The organism is Sphaerospermopsis sp. FACHB-1194 (assembly GCF_014696235.1).
In the GTDB taxonomy this organism is placed as follows: Bacteria; Cyanobacteriota; Cyanobacteriia; order Cyanobacteriales; family Nostocaceae; genus Sphaerospermopsis; species Sphaerospermopsis kisseleviana.
Genome location: NZ_JACJPU010000097.1, coordinates 1 through 5,776, shown reverse-complemented (window position 1 = coordinate 5,776; position 5,776 = coordinate 1). Strand labels below are relative to the sequence as shown.

General features: G+C 40.3%; 3 protein-coding genes and 2 pseudogenes. All 5 read left to right on the top strand.

From position 1 onward, the window contains the following. Nucleotides 1–263: 263 nt before the first annotated feature. On the top strand, nucleotides 264–1,547 hold the full coding sequence (gene glyA, locus H6F45_RS25935; protein WP_190348791.1) for a serine hydroxymethyltransferase: 1,284 nt from the start codon (nucleotides 264–266) through the stop codon (nucleotides 1,545–1,547). A gap of 552 nt (nucleotides 1,548–2,099) precedes the next feature. After that, nucleotides 2,100–3,359, top strand: a complete 1,260-nt coding sequence (locus H6F45_RS25930; protein WP_190348790.1) for a competence/damage-inducible protein A — start codon at nucleotides 2,100–2,102, stop codon at nucleotides 3,357–3,359. Nucleotides 3,360–3,836: 477 nt separating this feature from the next. Continuing rightward, nucleotides 3,837–4,446, top strand: a pseudogene (locus H6F45_RS25925) (glycosyltransferase); the annotation flags it as partial. Between the two features lie 176 nt (nucleotides 4,447–4,622). Continuing rightward, on the top strand, nucleotides 4,623–5,051 hold the full coding sequence (locus tag H6F45_RS25920; RefSeq protein ID WP_096569363.1) for a hypothetical protein: 429 nt from the start codon (nucleotides 4,623–4,625) through the stop codon (nucleotides 5,049–5,051). Nucleotides 5,052–5,437: 386 nt separating this feature from the next. Beyond that, nucleotides 5,438–5,596: pseudogene (locus H6F45_RS26295) on the top strand (DUF4351 domain-containing protein); the annotation flags it as partial. Between the last annotated feature and the right edge of the window lie 180 nt (nucleotides 5,597–5,776).

Here is a 5,776-nt window from a genome sequence, read left to right as displayed (position 1 = left end):
GTTAAAGTAGCGATAAAACTAGGTCTAGACCTCAGTGGAATCAGTAGGGTGTCTTTGATAGCACCGTTGAAGGTTCGTTTGTGGACTATTCAAGAATCCCCCGGCTTTTAGCCGTGGGGAGTATCAATTCCTTTAGCTTAAATAATGAAGTCAAAATTCACAAGCAATTAAAATAACAGTTATAACGCTGTTATTACCGTGCTGTACTGCCTACAAAACCTTCAGTTTTACCAGTTTATCAACTTGATCAAAGGATAATTCCCGTGAACAAAACCAACTCAGACATTCTTAAATCATCAGATCCTGCTGTTAACGACTTAATCAGCCAAGAACTACAACGGCAACGTGATCACCTAGAATTGATAGCTAGTGAAAACTTTACTTCCGCTGCTGTACTAGCGGCGCAAGGTTCTGTCTTAACCAACAAATACGCCGAAGGTTTACCAGGTAAACGCTACTATGGTGGTTGTGAATTTGTTGACAAAATTGAACAAATAGCCATTGATAGAGCTAAACAATTATTTGGTGCTGCTCATGCTAACGTCCAACCCCATTCTGGCGCACAAGCCAACTTTGCTGTATTCCTTACTTTGCTAGAACCAGGGGATAAAATTATGGGCATGGACCTATCACACGGTGGACACCTAACCCACGGTTCACCAGTGAATGTTTCCGGCAAATGGTTCCAAGTGCGTCACTATGGAGTTAGCAAAGAGACAGAACAGCTTGATTATGATCAAATTCGGGATTTAGCAATTAAAGAACGTCCAAAGCTGTTAATTTGCGGTTATTCAGCCTATCCCCGGATCATTGACTTTGAAAAATTCCGCAGTATTGCAGATGAAGTTGGCGCTTACCTGCTTGCGGATATTGCTCACATTGCTGGGTTAGTAGCTACAGGGCATCATCCTAACCCCATTCCCTATTGTGATGTAGTGACAACAACCACCCATAAAACCTTACGTGGACCTAGAGGCGGATTGATTTTAACCCGTGATGCAGAACTCGGTAAAAAGTTTGATAAATCAGTATTTCCTGGTACTCAAGGTGGACCATTAGAACACGTAATAGCAGGTAAAGCTGTAGCCTTTGGGGAAGCATTGAAACCTGAGTTTACAACTTATTCTGGTCACGTGATTGAAAATGCTCGTGCTTTAGCCTCCCAACTGCAAAATAGAGGTTTAAAATTAGTATCAGATGGTACAGATAATCATTTAATGCTAGTAGATTTACGTTCTGTGGGTATGACAGGTAAAAAAGCAGATAGGTTAGTGAGTGAGGTAAATATCACCGCTAACAAAAATACAGTGCCTTTTGATCCAGAATCACCATTTGTTACCAGTGGATTGAGATTAGGTTCACCAGCCATGACCACAAGAGGTTTAGGAGTGGCAGAATTTACAGAAATTGGTAATATTATTAGCGATCGCCTACTTTCCCCAGATTCTAAAACAGTAGCAGAAGATTGCCGTCGTCGAGTCGCAGCATTGTGCGATCGCTTTCCCCTGTATCCTCACCTAGAAATTCCTGTACCAGTTCTAGCTTAAAAAGCATTCATGCACCAACCAGAAGCAGCCCTAATCGCAGCTGCTTTAGCTGGTGCAGTCTTGGGATTTCTAGGCTACAACGTCAATACCGCTCCAATCTTTAGGGTGATAGAGGATCTTAATTGTATCGGCTAGTAACTAGACATCTCCAAAATAGAATGTATTAATTTGTCATAAGTTGTAGGTGTCATAAGTTGTAGGGGCGAAGCTTATGGGCGATAATTTAACGGAAAAATCAGACATCTAAATATCCCATAAGCTTCGACCTGCCCCCATAAATAGGTTTCATAATTTCTTTTCTGGAGATGTCTACTGTAAATTCAATACTTTTCGGTCAACTAATAACATATAAATCATGTAGGTTGGGTTGAGGAACGAAACCCAACTTTTACAAGCGTTTGTTGGGTTTCACTTTGTTCAACCCAACCTACAAAAACTCTTAACCAAACAGTATTGACTGTAAATTACCCTAGATTACTAATGGACATAGCCATTTACACCATAGACTGTTAAGAGATTTTTCCCAATCACCAATCACCAATCACCAGTCCCATGAGTGCAGAAATTATTTGTGTTGGTACTGAATTATTGCTAGGAGATATTCTCAACAGCAACGCTCAATTTATCGCCCAGCAGTTAGCACAGTTAGGCATTCCTCACTACTATCAAACTGTGGTGGGAGATAATCCCCAAAGACTCAAACAAGTGATTGAAATTGCAGCTTCCAGAGTGCAAATTCTGATTTTCACCGGTGGTTTAGGACCCACACCAGATGATCTCACCGGTGAAACCATTGCGGACTTTTTCGGTGTTCCCTTGGTCGAAAGTGCCGAAATCCTAGAAGATATAACTCAGAAATTTGCCCAAAGGGGACGGGTAATGTCTCCTAGCAACCGCAAACAAGCTTTAATTCCCCAAGGAGCGAAAATTTTACCAAATCCCACAGGAACAGCACCGGGTATTATTTGGCAACCTCGTCCAGGATTAACTATTTTGACTTTCCCTGGTGTTCCTAGTGAAATGCACCGAATGTGGACAGATACAGCAGTACCTTTTCTGAAAAGTCAAGGTTGGGGTCAGGAAATTATTTACAGTCGCAGTTTAAAATTTTGGGGGATTGGTGAATCAGCCTTAGCAGAAAAAGTATCTGCTTATTTGAATTTACCTAACCCAACAGTCGCACCTTACGCTGGCAAGGGAGAAGTTCGGCTGCGAATTTCTGCCAAAGCGACTGATGAAAAGGCAGCAGAGGAATTAATTGCACCTGTGAAAAAGCAACTCAAGGAAATTGCAGGCTTAGATTATTACGGTGCTGATGATGATACCTTAGCTTCTGTTGTTGGTGAGTTGTTGCGATCTTCAGGGGAAACTTTATCAGTGGCAGAATCTTGTACCGGTGGGGGATTGGGACAAATACTGACAGAAATTCCTGGCAGTTCTGATTACTTTTGGGGTGGGGTAATTTCCTACGATAACACCGTGAAAGTTAGATTATTGGGGGTTAACCCTGACGATTTAGATCAGTTTGGGGCTGTGAGTGCTACAGTAGCTGAACAAATGGCTATAGGTGTGAAAAATCTTCTCCAAACTACTTGGGGATTAAGTATTACTGGAATTGCTGGACCTAGTGGAGGAACTGCTACAAAACCTGTGGGTTTAGTCTATATTGGTATGGCTGGTCCTGGAAATGAGGTGACAAGTTATGAGTGTAAATTTGGAACTATGAAAAATCGCTCTTTCATTCGCCTCCTCAGTGCTTGCACAGCATTAGACAATTTGCGTCGTTCAGTTATAGTGAGGACATCAGTATAAGAGGAAATCGAAGAATCGGAAGTCTGAAGTCTGAAGTCTGAAGTCGGGAGTTGGCAGTGATCAGTGAGGGACAATAAATCAGAAAATTTGGGGATAACAAATAGACCAAACTCTTGCCTCTTGCCTGTCTCTACCACAAGACTTTTTCAGCAAACCTTAATCATCTAGACTACATCTCTATAACCAAAATTATGGTGTATAAGTAGTCGTGCAAAATAAATTTTATATTTGGGAGAGGGAACAGCGAACAGATAAGGAATACAGAGATTACTGAACTCAACCCTGGAAAATCCTAATATGGCGTTTCAGATCATGTAAGATACTCGCTAATCTATCCTTGGGTGACAAAAGTAATTTCACTGAGTTATTTTGTCCGTAAAAATTTTAAATTGATTGGATGTTAAGATGTCAATGCTGATAAGTTATATGACAGGTAAGAAAAAATCCTATGCCAATAACCTAAGAGCCTTTAAACATGCCAAGGAAAATAACTGGTTTGCGAAAGAACATAATTTAGTGAATAAATTCACAGTTCTCTATTCTGGTAATATTGGGTCGGTGTCACGATATGGACACCATTCTGGAAACTGCTAAACTATTGCGAGACGAACCGATTCAGTTTGTTTGCATTAGTATTGGAGCAAAACGACAAAGTTTCCTGGAAGAGGTAAATGACTTAGGACTAACTAAATTTTCTGTTTCTGTTTTATTAAGAAAAAAAGTGCTACCTTATTATCTGACAGATTGCAATCTGTCTTTGGTGACTGTTGAAGCAGGGATGGAAAGCCTGGTTGCACCTAGTAAACTACACCCAGCTTTAGCAGCGGGCAGACCGATAGCCGTGATTTGTTCTAAGTACTCTTATTTGCGCAAAATGATGATCGATGGTAAATGTGGGGTGAGTGTTGAAAATGGTGATAGTATGATTCAAACTAAATCTATTCGCCTGCTGAATAGCGATCGCAAATTAGCAGAACTGATGAACAAAGCATCTCGAAAATATTTGCAATCAAATTTTACGCAGCCAATTATTGCAAGCCAATATTTTTGTGTGCTACAACATTCTAGTTTTTCGTCTATAACCTAAACTGCTTCAATCAGCACAAATGTGATAAAATGTCCGACAGGATTACAAAACTTAGTTTTTAGAATTTAATAACTGAAATTTTCAATGAGGAGCAGGGCTTTGATGGTCTTATTGATCTCGGTCCCTCCACCGCAACCTTCTGGTGATCTTTTTCGATCAAAATTGAGGAGGCCGAAGTGCAGAGAAGGTGTGACCGAAATCGGAATCGTTCTAAGCGTAGAGCTATATATTGTCCAGTACATAACTGCTACATGGATAGCATGAGTCAGAAATACAGTTTATTTGCTGAGAGACCTGGACAACTACAGGAGAGAGGCATCAGACGAAAAGAAGCTCTGATGTTAATCGCAGCCAAAACCGCAGTTCCTTTAGAGGGTGAGTGGTTAGAGGCGTTTTGGTGTGAAGATTGCCAAGAAACTAAATGGTATCACGTCCGTAAACGTGAATCTGTATATCATTTATCATTAGCACCAACAGAACTTTGGCAACAGGCAACAGGAGTAATTGATCCCCATCGTAACCCTTCTGTCAGTGAGTTCACATTCAAGCAGTCTCGTGTTGTCGGTGGTAACAACATCAAAGATTTTTGGATTAATAACAACTAATCAGGGTTTACTGTTAATAGGATAATATAAATATCATTAAAGCTAGTAAAGGTTTGATGAAGGTTTCATCAAGGTTTTAGATTAAAGACAATATCGAGTCCCTCTTTGCCAATGACGAGACCATTTTTGTGGCAGGACATCTGCTGTGGTATCCAGTTGAAGGTCGTCCCGATATTCGTGTCGTCCCCGATGTTCACGTGGCGTTGCCCATTAAAAACATGGATCATTGATCATTGCCTAACACTAAATTCTCCATAGAGGAGATTCAAAAAATGCTTAATCTGAGAGAAGCTGATGTGACTCCAACTCGTTTTTATCAAGAGGTTTTGCAAATCCACGAGAAACGTGGCGAGAAACGTGGTGTACAAAAATGAGAAGCTAATCTCGCTATTCGCCTGTTAAACCGCCGTTGTGGAAACATATCAGAAGATTTAGAATTTAAAGTGCGATCGCTCTCTATTCCTGAATTAGAATCTTTAGGAGAAGCTTTATTAGATTTTACAAATATGTCAGATTTAGAAAAATGGTTACAAGATAATCAATAACTCAGAGGATGTCTGAGAAGTAAGAAAGCCCACATAACGGTATCCTCTCAGTGGAGCTTGTCCTAAGTTGACAATTTAATAGACAAACCTGTACACTCATAGACAAACATAAGAGTGACTTTATGTTTAAACCTCATGAATTTGCTAAAAAAATCGGAGTTTCAGTCAAGACCTTGCAAA

What these genes read in the sequence shown, in the direction of transcription:
- H6F45_RS25930 (WP_190348790.1), top strand. Translation starts at nt 2,100, where the DNA reads ATGAGTGCAGAAATTATTTGTGTTGGTACTGAATTATTGCTAGGAGAT.